We start from the raw sequence: 12,913 nt of genomic DNA, 5'->3' as shown, positions 1-12,913 counted from the left end.
TGAGCCCCAACGAATACGAACGCCGACACCACGCGGCTAAGCTCACGCTCGCCGCGTGATCAACGCACCGTGTCCACCATCACGGGGGAAGGCCCGAGAACCCGCCGTCGACGAAGATCGCCTGCCCCGTGACGTAGCCAGAGGCAATGCCGCTGTGCGTCGGTAACGTGGCCCCGTGATCGAATACGCGGGAAGCCCACAGGCGCAGTTGCTGCTGGGCCTGTTCTGTGTCGTGATCGCGCTGATCTCTGATGCGACGTGGGGATTGCGCGCCGTGACCGCACCCCCCCTCGTCGCCCTGGCCCGCGCCGGCGCACGCTTCGAACGAGACCACCTCATCGAACGCCCAGCGGTGGTCGCGGCATGAGCGCATTCGCGGCCCAGGCCATCAGCACTGCGCGGCTGGACCTACGACCGCTTCTCGTCGAGCACGCCGAGGAGATGGCCACGGTGCTGTCCGATCCGGCTCTGCACACCTTCATCGGCGGCACTCCGGACACGCTGGAAGCCCTGCGCTCGCGCTACCAGCGCATGACCGCAGGCTCCCCCGACCCGGCCGTCTTTTGGCTGAACTGGGTGATCCGTCTCCGGGACGAAGCCTGCCTGACGGGCACCGTCCAGGCGACGATCACTTCCTCCAGCCATGGCGCCGTCGCTGAGATCGCCTGGGTGGTGGGTACTGCGTGGCAGGGAAGGGGCATCGCCACGGAAGCGGCCCGAGGGCTGGTCGAATGGCTCAAACGGCAGCGGGTACAGGTCGTGATCGCCCACATCCACCCTGAGCATCAGGCGTCGGCCGCCGTCGCCACCGCCGCCGGGCTCACGCCGACCGATGAATGGCACGAAGGCGAGATCCGATGGAGCCGGAGCATCGGCCGATAGCGGTTACATGCCGCAGCCTGCGGTGATGTTTCATGGGGCGCCGGTGCGGACCCCGGAATCGTATGTCATCGACCAGCTGCAGCCTGGCCCGCGCCCGCGAAATTTACGGGTAGCCAGCGACGTTGATCCGATCATGACTCAAGGACCATCGCCTCGCCCGCTGTCCGACGAAGCCCTCTCCGACCTCCTCGGCAAGCAGCAGTTCGGCACGCTCGCCACCGTCAGGCGCAGTGGCCACCCCCACCTGACCACCATGCTCTACAGCTGGGACTCCGAGGCTCGTATCGCGCGGTTCTCGACGACGGCCGATCGCATCAAGGTCGGGCACCTGCGGCGCGATCCGCGTGCGGCACTCCATGTGCAGGGCGGCGACGTGTGGTCGTTCGCCGTCGCCGAAGGCGAGGCCGAGGTCTCCGAGATCACGACGGTGCCGGGCGACACGGTGGGTCGGGAACTGCTCGAGATGATCCCGCAGGCCGCGAAGCCGGAGGATGAAGCCGCGTTCCTGAGCCAACTGGTCGCCGAGCGCCGAGTGGTCATCCGACTGAAGGTGAAGCGACTGTACGGAACAGCGCTCGACATCGAGGGTTAGGGCGTTTCTGTTCGGCAGGAGGCGGAGCCGATGCGTGCGCCGCCGTAGTGCCGTCGAACGGTGCGTCAACAAGCGGGAGCGGGACCGGACAGTGGCACGCCGGTACGACAAGCGCGACTGCCCACCCCGACCAGGTGACCGCCCTCGCCGGATTCCATCCCGGCAACTTGGTCACCGACGCGCCCGACAGCCGCACCGCCTCGTCGCGAGGCTCACCGCCCAAGTCCACCTCGGCCACGCCGAGAACGACATGACGCCCGAGGGCATCGGCGAGTGCCACCAGGCCTTGGATGCCGCAGGCGTCGGCTACACCTGCGAGTCTCACGCCGACACCGTCCACGGCTTCACCATGTCCGGCACAGACGCCTTCAACCCTCCGCACGGCAGCGCCACTGGGATCGCCTGCTGCCCCTCCTCGACCGCACCCTGACCAACGGCTGAGGTTCCGGCTCGGAAACCAAACCCGAAGGACGCAGCCACGCACTTCTGGAGTGGCCGACCTCACCGTTCGGCCACTTCGCGTCACGCGGTGCTCAACTCGTCGCTCCCGTCGGATGGGTCAACGGCCCCTCTCGGTCGACCACCCGGCTGCGGCCGGTGGTGGCAGGTTCAGGACAAAGAATTGGCCAAGTGTCGGACGTTTGCGCCCGCTTGTGATCGGGTCTTCCGCGACGGCTGTAACCACACCCGTTCGGGAGGATCTGGTGCCAGCGCAACCCCGCAGAAGACGATGGTTCACGATCTGTGCCATCACCGCCACCGCCGGGCTCGCCGCGATACCCGCGAGCGCCTCGTCAGGTGGGCACAGCAGCCCCTTCGGGGCTCGTACGCTCGCTCAACTCGCCGCTCAGCGCGCGCACTCGGTGGGCGCCATCAGCCCCAAAGCGAAGGCGGCCGACGGCGACAACGGCAACGAGGCCGACGAGATCGCCGAGGGCGCGGACCAGTACGCCGAGGCCCGCACCTCGCCGGGCATCGTCGCGCCGGGCGCGTACGGCGCCGCCTGGCAGAGTCTGAGGAACCTGCCCGGTACCGGCGGCAGTTGGCGCAGCGTCACCGACCTGCCGTACAACTCCGACGACCCGCGCTACCGCGACATCGACTCCAACTCCAGCGGCGGATCGGGCAACGTCACCGGCCGTATGGCTGCGATGGCCGCGGACGACGACGGCTACGTCTACGCGGGCAGCGCCGGCGGCGGCGTATGGCGCTCGCGGACCGGCGGTGGGCACTGGCAGCCCATCAGCGACCGGCTGCCCTCGCAGTCGACGGGCACGCTCGCAGTCGACGGCGGCGGACGGCTGTGGCTGGGTACCGGCGAGGCGAACACCAACGCGGACGCCTACCTCGGCAGCGGCGTCTATGTCCTCTCCCACCCCCATCACGGCAGCTTCTCCACGCGCAGCCGGGTCGGCGGCGACGAGCTGGAGAGCACCACCATCCGCCAACTGCGGTTCGGCGGGGGCAAGGTGTGGGCGGCGACCAGCGAAGGCGTGTGGAGCCACTCCACGAAGAACCTGCGCGGCCCCTGGAAGCTGGAGTTCGCGCCCAACCCCGACTACCTGCCCGGCGGTTCGAAGGCGACCGAGAACGACGCCGCGTACAAGAACATCACCAACGACATCGCCCTCGACCCCAATGATCCCTCGAAGGTGATCCTCGCGGTCGGCTGGCGCAGCGGCGACGACTACAACGGCTTCTACACCAGGACCGGTGGCGCCTGGAAGCGGATCTCCAGCGGCTTCGGTGACCTGCCGACCGACGCGGACAACGTCGGCACGGTCACCTTCGCCCACTCCGCCGACGGCTCGCACTACTACGCCATCGACCAGTCGCCCGAGCAGATGGCGACCAACCCGGACAGCGGGCTGGAGGGCATCTACAGCGCATCCTCGCCGTTCGGGCCCTGGACGAAGATCGCCGACTACAAGCAGCTCGCCACCGACGGCTCCGCGCTGACCACCGCCGGGTACATGCCCGGGGTGCAGGCTTGGTACAACCAGTTCCTGACCGTCGACCCGGCCAACCCCCGGCATGTGTACGCGGGTCTGGAGGAGGTCTACGAGACCAAGGACGGCGGCGCCACCTGGTCCACCGTCGGCCCGTACTGGAACTTCACCTTCCCCTGCTGGAGCATCGACCCCGCCAAGCAGACCGGGAACTGCAGCCCGACCACGCACTCCGACCAGCACGGCGTGGCGATCGGCCGCTACCACGGCAAGAGCTATGTGTACGTCGGCAACGACGGCGGCGCGTACCGGCGCCCGGTCGACGGCTCCCAGGACGCCTCCGGCCACGCCACGGACTGGACCTCGCTCAACGACGGCACCATCGACACCCTCCAGTACTACTCGGTGGGCATCGGCAAGGACCCCGACCACGGCGGGGTCTCCGTCACCGGCGGCCTGCAGGACAACGGCCAGTCCATCCTGCGCGGCAACGACAAGGTCATGGGCTCCAACTTCGGCGGTGACGGCGGCGACACCCTCACCGACCCCGCCAACGGCTGCAACCTCGCCCAGGAATACGTGTACCTCGCGGTCCAGGTCACCCAGAACTGCGCCGTGAACGACGGTTCCTGGGTCACCGATTCCAGCAAGGCGACCTCGTACAACGTCGCCCCGGCCGACAACGCCACCAGCGAGGCCCGCTTCATCGCACCGCTGGCGGCGGACATGAAGAACAGCTCCACTTGGGTCGCGGGCGGCCGCCACATCTGGGTGCAGACCCACGGCTACGCCATCCGCAGCGGCTCGGAGTGGAAGAGCGTGTACGACCTCGGCGCCGGCCGCACCGCGACCGCCGTCGCGGCCTCCGGCGGCAAGGTCTACGCGGCCTGGTGCGGCCCGTGCAACGAGCGGGGCTTCGCTCGCGGCATCGCCACCGGCAACGCGGACGGCACCGGCTGGCACGACATCACCCTCCCGGCCACCGGGGCGGACGGCACGGTGCCCAACCGGTACCTCAGCGGCTTCGCCGTCGACCCGAAGAACGCCGACCACGTGTTTCTCGCGGTCAACGGCTTCTCCCGGCACTGGACCGAGGGCCCCGGCGCGGGTGCAGGCCATGTCTTCGAGTCCACCGACGGCGGCACCACCTGGAAGGACATCTCGGCGAACCTGCCCGACGTGCCGACCGACTCCGCCGTCGTCATGCCGAACGGCGGCCTCGCCGTCGCCACCGACCTCGGTGTCGTCTACCGGGCGCCGGGCCACACGATGTGGCAGCGCGTAGGGTCCCTCCCGGCCGTCGCCGTGCTCCAGCTGAAGCTGAGCCCTGACGGCAGCACCCTGTATGCGGCCACGCACGGCCGCGGCATCTATACGATCAGGGTGCGCGACTGCGACTGACGCACCGCCGATGGACGAGGGGTGATTCCCGGCTTCGGGGGTCACCCCTCCGTCGGATACGGCACCACGCTCACGTCGAGCGTGAAGGCGGCGCGCGCCGCCCCCGCCACATCCGGTGCCTTCGCCAGCGCGATGACCCTGGCCGTGCCACCCCGGGTGCCCGCAGACCGTAGCGAGGCACGCACGGTGCCGTCCGCGTCCACGCGCCAACCCGATGCCACGACGAAGGCCGGGGCGGCGCTCTGCACGGCCGTCCACCGCCGGTCGTCGACCCGGGGCCTCAGAACGAGCGACACCACCGTCCCGGGGCGCACGCACAACCGCCGCACGGGCGCGTCACCGGGGGAGACGGTGACCTGCGCATGCCCGGCGACACAGCTCCCGGCAGACGCGGTGGACGAAGAGGCCGGCGGGGACCCAGTCGGCGCACCGGCGCCCGGGGGTGCAGTCGAGGACGGAGCCGGGACCGGTGTCGTAGAACTGTGTGTCGGTGCGCCGCTCGACGGCTGTGCCGAGCGGGCCGCCGACGGCCCTGCGCTCGATCCGGTCCCGGTAGACGCACTGCAGGCCGCCAGGACTACCATCCCGGCGACCGCCCACCCCGCGCCCCACCCGCGCATGCCGACACCTCCCCGCCCACTCGGACGACCACCAGGATGCTCCCACACGCCGCCGTACGGGCGGACGGGCAGAGCACCTTCACCTTCCCTTGACCTACGCGGGCCTGTGCGCCCCGCGTAGCCCGCCATGGTCGGCGCCGTCACACCCTGCTCGCCCTCGGCCCGGTCCTCGCTGTCGTACGCCGTCCCGACGGAGCCTGTCTCGACGACCGGACCTCCACCGCGACCGGAGCGGCGGCGCACGGCGTCGACTCCGGTGCACCCCGATCTTGCGTGCGCGTGCGGCCGTACGCCGCCAGTCGTCCGCGTCCGCCAAGCCGGTTCCCGGGGTCCAGATGTGGGAACCCGCGCCGGGACAGGCAGGGAAGCAGACCCGGAGGAGTCGTCATGGTCGATCATCGACGCGACGAGGAGTTCTACCAGCGCGACCGCCCGGCACACCCGACGATGGAGGAGGACCGGCCCCGCGGGGGGAGGCGCAAGGCACCGGCGCAGCACCGCGGCGCCATGTTCACGGTGGCGATCGTCGTCGTGGTCATCGTGCTGGTCGTCCTCGGCATCGCACTCTTCCCCTGAGGACGGGACGCCAGGCGGGCCCGGCCGGTCGGCATCCGAACGGGTGCACCGCCCGGGGCGCGCGATTCTACGCGGCGACGGGGTACTCGCCGCGCGTCCGGGCGGCAAGGCATGGCGTGGAGCGGCCGGCCAAGAAGTGGCGCAAGGAGAGGTCCTTCGGGAACGCGTCGAAGAGATACCGCCCGGTCAGACCTTTCCGGGGGCGGTGGACGGCACGGACGCGTCGTTGACGTCGAGGATCACCGGATCGGGGCGCAGCACCAGATGCGGACCGACCGTGGCGGCGAACAACGCCTGGAAGTCGATCGGCGACGTGGTCACAGACGCCCTCCGTTCCCGTCAGGCAGCCCCCTCTCGGTTCCACCATGCGCTTTGCCGGTCACCACAGCTGAGCCGAGCCGCCGGGGTGGCAGCTCAGACGGTCGCCAGGGGCTGCGCCGGGCTCAGGTAGTGCACGGCGGTCCGTGCGGCGTGGGGGATCAGCAGGCTCTGCAGTTCATCCGCCGCGATCTTGAGGAGGGCGCCGTCCCGGGCCGCGTGGAGGGTTTCGAGGACGAAGGCGACGTGGGTGGAGTCCTCGGTGACGCGGGTGCGGTGGGCGTCGCGGTGGTTCCAGTGGCGGGTCAGGACGCCGGTGGTGTCGGCGTAGATGATCTCGCCGGGCTTTGGATTCTCGACGGTGTCGGCTTCGCCGAGTGGCGTGAAGGTCTCGGTACCGTCGGCGTGGCGGATGTCGACGTCGCCGCTGACGTGGTCGAGGTCGAAGGCGCCGGCGGGCAGGCCGTGGCGGACGGAGACGGCGTTGTAGGAGTCGACAGCCGGATTGATGCGCGGCAGGGCCCCCTTCTTGGCGAGGCGGCGGCCGAGGGCGTCAACGCTGGGGCGGATGCGGCGGGGGTTGGTGCCGAAGGAGCGATACGCGGTGTGCCAGGCCTCGATGCGGGGGTCGGTCTCGTCGGCGGGCTGCCAGGTGCCGAAGGCGAGCTGCTGCTCAAGCTCCGCCACGGCGGTGGTGGTGTCGGGCCAGGGCTCGTGGCCGCGCAGACCGGCGGCGGTGACCAGGGCGATGAGGGTGTCGGGGAAGGTGTCTGCGACGGCGGGGCTGATGCGGAAGACGGTCATCGGGCGGGTTCCGTTCCTGCGTGCGTGTGCGGTGATCAGGGCTTCCAGGGACCGATGCGGTCCAGTCGGCGGCGCTGCTGGCGCGCGGTGGGCACGTCGAGTCCCTGGCGCCGCTCGGTGAGTTGGTCGGCGACGGCGGTGCGGTGCTCGACGGGCTTGTGGTCGTCGTACTTGAACTTGGCTCTCACATCGGTCACTTCCAGGCGGAGACCGCGGATGCCCGGCAGCATCCGGCCGTAGGGCGGCTGGTCGACATCGACGGGGGCGTGGTCGCCGTCGGGCTGGAAGTGGGCGAGCTGGCGGCGCAGCAGTTCGGCCTTGGCCTCCGGGCCGTCGACGATGTGGGCGCGGCAGGTGAACTGGACGGCTGCGTAATAGCTGGTGGGCACGCCGTCGTTGGGCGGGGTGCCGGCCGTGGCGCGCCAGGGGCCGGGGACGAAGGCGTGGTCGCCGAAGACGGTGAACAGGACGTCGGGGTCGTTCTCGATCGCCTTCCAGACCGGATTGGGGCGGGCGAGGTGGACCAGGAGGTGGTCGGCGTCGCGGGTGAAGTGCGTGGGAACGGCGACGGGCGCCTGGCCGGGCAGACCGTTGACGCTCAGGAGGCCGAAGTCGTGGCCGTCGGCGATCCAGGTCGTCCATTCGGCTTCGTCCAGGGCGGCGTCCCAGGGCTGGATGAACATGGGCGCTCCTTGCGCATTCGGCGGGGTACGGGGTGGCGGGTGTTCAGGTCAGTGCAAGGAGACTGACCGCGACGGCAGCGGTGCCGAGCCCGATGAGCTGGCCGCGGTGGATGCGTTCGGCGAGCACACTGCGGGCGAGCAGAACGGTACCGGCCGGGTAGAGGGCGGTGATCACAGCGACGACGGCGAGGTCTCCGCTGCGGGCGGCGAGCAGGAACAGCAGGTTCGCCAGGGAGTCCAGCACGCCGGCCGTGGCCGACACGGCGTAGGCAGGTCGCTCGGAGCCGAGTCGGCGGCGCAGCAGTGCGGCTGCGGTGAGGATGACGGCGGAGGAGACCGCCCGGCCGATGATCAGCGGGGCCACGCCGCTGTCGGGGGGCGTCTGGTGCAGGAAGACGAGCTGGAGGGCGATGGCGGCGCCCGCGCCGAGGGCCAGCAGCAGCGCGGTACGCGACGGGCGTACGGACCCGGCGCCGTGCCCGGCGCTCACCAGCACCACCGCGACCAGCGCGAGCGGCAGCCCCACCAGCCCGGCCGTGCCCAGGTGCTCGCCCTGCAGGAGCCCCACGCCGACGGGCAGCATGGCGGACACCAGGGCGGTCACGGGGGAGAGCACGTTCATCGGGCCGATCGCCAGGGTGCGGTAGAGCAGCGCGAACGCGGCGGCCGAGGCCACTCCGGAGGCGGCTCCCCAGGCCAGAGCGCCCGTGCTGAACGAGGCGCCGAGGAACGGCCACAGCAGGAGCTCGACCGTGAGAGAGGCCGGGGCGGCGATCATCACGGTGCGCAGGACGTGGGCTTTACGGGCGCCGAGGCCGCCGAGGAAGTCGGCGCAGCCGTAGGCGAGAGAGCTGCCCAGGGCCAGCAGCAGAGCGATCACGGTACATCCCTTACTATCAATGGAACGACTGAACCGTACAACGGACCGACCGAGTCGTGTCAACCAAACGACCGTGCGGTACATTCCATTGATCCATTGACGAGGATGGTGACCGGATGGCCGAGACCGAGGCAGCCCTGCGGACGCTCGCGCACAACGTCCGGGCGGCCCGCACCCGCGCGGGCCTGTCCCTCGACGAACTCGGCCGGCGCGCCCAGGTCAGCAAGGGCGCCCTGGTGGGGCTGGAGAAGGCTCAGGGCAACCCGAACTTCGCCACCCTGGTACGGCTGGCCGACACTCTCGGTGTCTCGGTCTCCGCCCTGATGGAGGGAAGGGCCGAAGGGCGCGTCCGGGTCGTGTCCGCCGACGCCCTGGCCCCGCTGTGGACGAGCGCGCAGGGCAGTGAGGCCCGGCTCATGCTGACGACCTCGGGACCGGCTCCGGTCGAAATCTGGCGCTGGAAACTGGCGCCGGGCGAGGAGTACCCCAGCCACCCCCACCAGGCCGGTGTCGTGGAGACCGTCAGTGTCACGTCCGGCCGGATGACCCTGGTCGTCGAGGGCACCGAGCATTGCGTCGAAGCAGGTCAGACAGCCACCTTCGCCGGCGACGCCCCCCACACCTACCGCGGTGCGGGCACCGAGATCTGCCACCTGATCATGACGGTCCACCTGCCGCCGGGCCCTGCGCCCGCGACCTGACCCGCGCCCCCCGGGGGGAGGGGGCCTGGCGCGGCCCCGCCACGGTCGCGTGGAGCCGCCCGCTGCCGCCTGCGTCCGACCCATGAGGCCCTGGCAAAGGCGCTGAACGCTGCGGTGTGTGATCAGGCGGACGGCGAGACCAAGAAAGGCTTCGTGGCTGTCGTCGCGTCGTTCCCGGCGAATGCGCTGACGGCGGAAGCCGTGCAGCCAGGAGATGGTGCGCTCGACGACCCGGTGGAGGGTGACCAGGCCAGTGCCGTGAGGCTGACCTGCCCTCGCTGGGTTCGGTGGTCCCTGTGACAGCACCGGCACACGTGGGGGACTTCCTCGTCGTGGACGGCACCGCGGCGGCGTTCTGGCGTGGAGGAAGCCCAAGCACGACAGGGACGCCTTCAAGCGGGTCCGGCTGCTGTTCGACCGGACCGGGCCTTTCCGGCGTGGCCCGGCCGGGGCCCAGGACCGACGGTCAGGAACCCGCAAGCCGGTACGGGCGGTCGGCGTCCGCCTGGCATACGGTGCCATCATGAAGCGTCGATTCCTCGTCTCAGGCGCGATGGCCGCAGTCGGCCTGATGACGACCGCCGCGTGCTCGTCGTCCTCCAGCCACCCCCAGGCGACGTCGGCCCCGTCCACTGCGGTCTCCCGGACGACTGCGGTACCCAGAGGGGCCTTCGCCCTCGGCCGAGGCCAGGGTTTCGACGCGTCGGGCGCGTTCCTCCCCGTGATGACTTGTGACAGCCCCCACGACTACTCACCCGCGCTCAGGTTCGCGAACGTCCCCGCCGGGACCGCCGAACTCGCCCTGTCCATGGTCGACCTGGACAACCAGAGGATCCACTGGCTGCAGGTCGGTCTTCCCGCGACGGCGACGGGAACGCAGGAGCACACCCTGACGCCCGGTGCCCGGGAACTCCTGAACGACTTCGGCGAGGCGACGTACGACGGCCCCTGCCCGCCCGCCGGCCACACGCACAAATATCAACTGACGCTGTACGCGCTCCGCGACCCTCTGCCGGCGTCCTTCGGCCAGAACACGTCACCGAGCCAGACCCTCAAAGGACTCCGGAGTCAGGCCGCCGCCACCGCGGTGCTGGTAGCCCCCTACACGCGGCACTGACCGCAGCGGAGTCGGCGTGGGGAGCAGCCCGGGCGCGCTCGGTCGAGCGCCGGTCGATCGTCTGGGTGGCGGTCACATGACGGTAGGGGTCAATACGGCCGTTACGCCCCTGTCTCGCGATCCGTTGACGGGATGCCGGCGTAGCGGGGTCGGGCACCACGCCGGACGAGCGCAGGGGGGACATGCGTGACGGACCGTCTGTATCGCGACACCCGACCGAGGAACTAAGGGGTTCCGGCCGTCGCGCTGACCGACTTCCCCCAGGGACGGCGACCGTTCACTGTGCGCCTGTGTGAGCGCGTGGATCGGTGGGGCAGTTGGCGTACACGGGATGTTCGCCTACGGGGCGTGCTTTTTATCGCTCGGCATCGCGGATGGCGCGGGCGGCGTTGATGAGCCCGATATGGCTGAAGGCTTGGGGGAAGTTGCCGAGGGCCTCTGCTGTGGAGGTGTCGGTCTCCTCGGCCAGCAGACCGAGGTCGTTGGCGTGTGCGAGGGCGGCTTGGAAGACGCGTCGTGCCCGGGTGGTGTGGCCGGTGAGGGCAAGAGCTTGGGCGAGCCAGAAGGTACAAAGCAAGAAGGCGCCTTCTTCTTCCCGGAACTCGTCGGTGAGGTAGCGGCGGACCAGGCCGTTGCGGTCGGTCAGTTGGGTGGCGATGGCCGACACGGTGGACTGGACGCGGGGGTCGTGCGGCGGCAGGAAGCCGACGATGGGCAGCATCAGCGCGGAGGCGTCGAGGTCGTCACTGTCGAATGCCTGGGTGAAGGCGCCGAGGCCTGGGTTCCAACCGCGTTGTTCGATGGCTTGGCGGATCTGGTCGCGCTCGTGCTGCCAGTGGGGGAGGCGTTCGCCGGCCTGCAGGGCGGGGGCCATGGCGATGGCGCGGTCCAGGGCGACCCAGCACATCAGTTTCGAGTGGAGGAAGTGTCTGCTGGGTCCGCGCCTTTCCCAGATGCCCTGATCCGGTCGAGTCCACCGCTGGGCGGCTGTCTCGGCTGCCTGGAGCAGGAAGGTGCGGGTGGCCGGGTCGAGCTGCTGACCGGGCGGAAGAGTCTGGTGAGCGGCGTCGAGGAGTTCGCCGTAGACGTCGAGTTGGCGTTGGCGCCAGGCGTCGTTGCCGATCCGAACGGGGCTGCTGTTGCGCCAGCCTGTCAGGTGAGGCAGGAACCGCTCGCTCAGGTCGCGTTCGCCGCCGATGCCGTACATGACCTGCAGGTCGACGCCGCCGTCAAGTTGGGTTGCCGCAGCCCGGGCGAGGAACCCGAAGAACCGGTTCTTCTCCTTCTCACAGGCGGCCGTGGCGAGCGCTTGCAGGGTGAAGCTCGCGTCGCGGACCCAGGTGTAGCGGTAGTCCCAGTTGCGCGTCCCGCCCGTTCTCTCGGGCAGGGATGTGGTGGCCGCGGCGACGATGGCCCCGGTGGGAGCGAAGGTCAGGGCTCGCAGCACGCGTCCGCTGTGGCCCACCTCGTCCTGCCAGGGGCCGACGTAGCCGCGGTGGAGCTTCGACCACGAGTGCCAGCCTTCGATGGTGTCGGACATCCGGCGCCGGATCCGCCCCGCTCGCCAGCCCACCGACTCCCTTTCCCACGCCGACCCGACGTGCAGGGCGAATCCGAGGCGGTGCCCCGCCGAGAGCTGGACACGGCCGTGCGCTGTGGAGCCGCTCACCCGCAGGTCGACGGGGCTCGACAGCAGCAGAACATGGGCGCCCCCGTACGCCGCGAGCCCGCCTCGCACAGTTGAGAGGAGTGGCTGGATGAGTCCGTACTCCGGGCGCGGCGCGTAGGCGATCTCGATGTCCACCCGCCCCTCGGTGCAGGTGATCTGCCGCAGGAGGGTTCCGGGGGACGCTGTGCCGAGCGCGTGCCCGCGTTCGCGCCGCCCCAGGGCAAGGGCATCGTGCAGGACCGCCGTACCCGCGGTCGTACGGAAGGTCGTCTCCAGAACCAGCGTGTCGTCGACGTAGTGGCGGCTGATGTCGCCCGGGTCGGTAGGGCGGATGGACCAGTGGCCGGCGTCCTCGTCGAGGAGTCGGGCGAAGATTGCCGGGCTGTCGAAACGCGGCAGGCACAGCCAGTCCACCGAGCCGTCGGAGGTGACCAGCGCGGCCGAGCGGCAGTCGGACAGCAGAGCGTGGTCACTGATCGGTCGCGCACTCATGCGTCGCAGCCCGTTCACCTCGGGCCTGACGCGGCCCGGCCGGGACGACGTGAGCAGTCGCCTGCGCCGCAGGTCTCTGCCGGTGCCTGACGAGTGTCACTGATCCCAGCCTCCCTGCACAGTCGATTCACCCCCACCCAATCAGCATGATCGGTACATCGCACGTTCGGGCCGCCGGTGGTTGCCCCGACCGGGTGGCACGACCTGGTGCCGCGCTCGGCGTCCGGCC

At 70.4% G+C, this 12,913-nt stretch carries 13 protein-coding genes and 2 pseudogenes; 8 read left to right on the top strand and 7 right to left on the bottom strand.

Annotated features, from left to right (window positions below; all coding sequences use genetic code 11):
* Positions 1-175: 175 nt before the first annotated feature.
* The 5 genes and pseudogenes from ACFY2Z_RS29600 (at position 176) to ACFY2Z_RS29580 (ending at position 4,824) form a co-directional block, all read left to right on the top strand.
* Positions 176-367, top strand: coding sequence for a hypothetical protein (locus ACFY2Z_RS29600; protein WP_390747136.1), 192 nt, complete (start codon positions 176-178; stop codon positions 365-367).
* The gene (locus ACFY2Z_RS29595) at positions 364-882 is read left to right on the top strand and encodes a GNAT family N-acetyltransferase (protein WP_390747135.1); all 519 of its coding nucleotides are present in this window, start codon (positions 364-366) and stop codon (positions 880-882) included. The genes ACFY2Z_RS29600 and ACFY2Z_RS29595 overlap by 4 nt, the downstream gene beginning before the upstream one ends.
* Positions 883-1,015: 133 nt before the next feature.
* Complete coding sequence (locus ACFY2Z_RS29590; protein WP_390747147.1) at positions 1,016-1,474, top strand: PPOX class F420-dependent oxidoreductase; 459 nt, start codon at positions 1,016-1,018, stop codon at positions 1,472-1,474.
* A gap of 110 nt (positions 1,475-1,584) precedes the next feature.
* Positions 1,585-1,915: pseudogene (locus ACFY2Z_RS29585) on the top strand (dienelactone hydrolase family protein); the annotation flags it as partial.
* Between the two features lie 263 nt (positions 1,916-2,178).
* Positions 2,179-4,824 (top strand): glycosyl hydrolase, encoded by a 2,646-nt coding sequence (locus ACFY2Z_RS29580; protein ID WP_390747134.1) that lies wholly within the window; start codon positions 2,179-2,181, stop codon positions 4,822-4,824.
* Positions 4,825-4,865: 41 nt separating this feature from the next.
* On the opposite strand, the gene ACFY2Z_RS29575 is transcribed toward ACFY2Z_RS29580, so the two are convergent.
* Positions 4,866-5,120: an acetyl-CoA synthetase gene (locus tag ACFY2Z_RS29575; RefSeq protein WP_390747133.1), complete on the bottom strand. Its 255-nt coding sequence runs from the start codon at positions 5,118-5,120 to the stop codon at positions 4,866-4,868.
* A 711-nt stretch (positions 5,121-5,831) separates the two neighbouring features.
* Here ACFY2Z_RS29575 and ACFY2Z_RS29570 point away from each other — a divergent pair.
* Positions 5,832-6,020, top strand: a complete 189-nt coding sequence (locus tag ACFY2Z_RS29570) for a hypothetical protein (protein ID WP_390747132.1) — start codon at positions 5,832-5,834, stop codon at positions 6,018-6,020.
* Positions 6,021-6,206: 186 nt separating this feature from the next.
* On the opposite strand, the gene ACFY2Z_RS29565 is transcribed toward ACFY2Z_RS29570, so the two are convergent.
* The 4 genes from ACFY2Z_RS29565 to ACFY2Z_RS29550 all read right to left on the bottom strand — a co-directional run bounded on the left by ACFY2Z_RS29565 (position 6,207) and on the right by ACFY2Z_RS29550 (position 8,705).
* Positions 6,207-6,341: a hypothetical protein gene (locus ACFY2Z_RS29565; RefSeq protein ID WP_390747131.1), complete on the bottom strand. Its 135-nt coding sequence runs from the start codon at positions 6,339-6,341 to the stop codon at positions 6,207-6,209.
* 93 nt (positions 6,342-6,434) lie between these two features.
* On the bottom strand, positions 6,435-7,142 hold the full coding sequence (locus tag ACFY2Z_RS29560; protein WP_390747130.1) for a B3/4 domain-containing protein: 708 nt from the start codon (positions 7,140-7,142) through the stop codon (positions 6,435-6,437).
* A gap of 35 nt (positions 7,143-7,177) precedes the next feature.
* The gene (locus ACFY2Z_RS29555; RefSeq protein WP_390747129.1) at positions 7,178-7,825 is read right to left on the bottom strand and encodes an FMN-binding negative transcriptional regulator; all 648 of its coding nucleotides are present in this window, start codon (positions 7,823-7,825) and stop codon (positions 7,178-7,180) included.
* A gap of 43 nt (positions 7,826-7,868) precedes the next feature.
* Positions 7,869-8,705 carry an EamA family transporter gene (locus ACFY2Z_RS29550; RefSeq protein ID WP_390747128.1) on the bottom strand — a complete coding sequence of 279 codons (837 nt, stop codon included), beginning with the start codon at positions 8,703-8,705 and terminating at the stop codon, positions 7,869-7,871.
* A 116-nt stretch (positions 8,706-8,821) separates the two neighbouring features.
* Between ACFY2Z_RS29550 and ACFY2Z_RS29545 the strand changes: the two genes are divergently transcribed.
* Positions 8,822-9,406 carry a helix-turn-helix domain-containing protein gene (locus ACFY2Z_RS29545; RefSeq protein WP_390747127.1) on the top strand — a complete coding sequence of 195 codons (585 nt, stop codon included), beginning with the start codon at positions 8,822-8,824 and terminating at the stop codon, positions 9,404-9,406.
* A 93-nt stretch (positions 9,407-9,499) separates the two neighbouring features.
* Here the strand turns inward: ACFY2Z_RS29545 and ACFY2Z_RS29540 are convergent.
* Positions 9,500-9,643: pseudogene (locus ACFY2Z_RS29540) on the bottom strand (IS5/IS1182 family transposase); the annotation flags it as partial.
* A gap of 286 nt (positions 9,644-9,929) precedes the next feature.
* On the opposite strand from ACFY2Z_RS29540, the gene ACFY2Z_RS29535 reads away from it, so the two are divergent.
* On the top strand, positions 9,930-10,523 hold the full coding sequence (locus ACFY2Z_RS29535) for a YbhB/YbcL family Raf kinase inhibitor-like protein (RefSeq protein ID WP_390747126.1): 594 nt from the start codon (positions 9,930-9,932) through the stop codon (positions 10,521-10,523).
* Positions 10,524-10,878: 355 nt separating this feature from the next.
* Here the strand turns inward: ACFY2Z_RS29535 and ACFY2Z_RS29530 are convergent, their stop codons facing one another.
* Entirely contained in the window at positions 10,879-12,684 is a 1,806-nt protein-coding gene (locus tag ACFY2Z_RS29530; RefSeq protein ID WP_390747125.1) for a glycoside hydrolase family 15 protein, read from the bottom strand.
* Between the last annotated feature and the right edge of the window lie 229 nt (positions 12,685-12,913).

The sequence above is a fragment of the Streptomyces sp. NPDC001222 genome (assembly GCF_042896945.1).
GTDB lineage: Bacteria > Actinomycetota > Actinomycetes > Streptomycetales > Streptomycetaceae > Streptomyces > Streptomyces gibsoniae.
Note: the sequence above shows the minus strand (reverse complement) of the source record. Positions and strands in the feature narration are given on the sequence as shown.